1 pseudogene is annotated in these 308 nt (G+C 39.0%); it reads left to right on the top strand.

The features are described 5' to 3' along the window. Positions 1–308 (top strand): annotated as a pseudogene (locus HMPREF2877_RS10610) (transposase); the annotation flags it as partial.

The raw sequence follows: 308 nt of genomic DNA, 5'->3' as shown, positions 1-308 counted from the left end.
CCAGCAAGCACTCAAAAGCTTTATTTATCACCAGTTTTAGATGGTTTTAACAGCGAAATTATAGCCTACAATCTTTCTACTTCGCTGAACTTAGCACAAGTAAAAATGATGTTGGAACAAGCCTTCACAGAGGGCAATTACGAGAACACTATTCTCCATAGTGACCAGGGGTGCAATATCAACATGATTTCTATCATCATTTTTTAGAGGACAAGAGAATCCAACCGTCCATGTCACGTAAAGGCAATAGTCCAGATAACGGCATGATGGAATCCTTCTTTGGCATTCTGAAGTCTGAGATGTTTTAT

Origin of the sequence: Streptococcus sp. HMSC072D03 (genome assembly GCF_001812855.1) — a bacterium.
Taxonomy (GTDB): Bacteria; Bacillota; Bacilli; order Lactobacillales; family Streptococcaceae; genus Streptococcus; species Streptococcus salivarius_D.
This window is presented reverse-complemented; position numbering and strand designations above follow the sequence as displayed.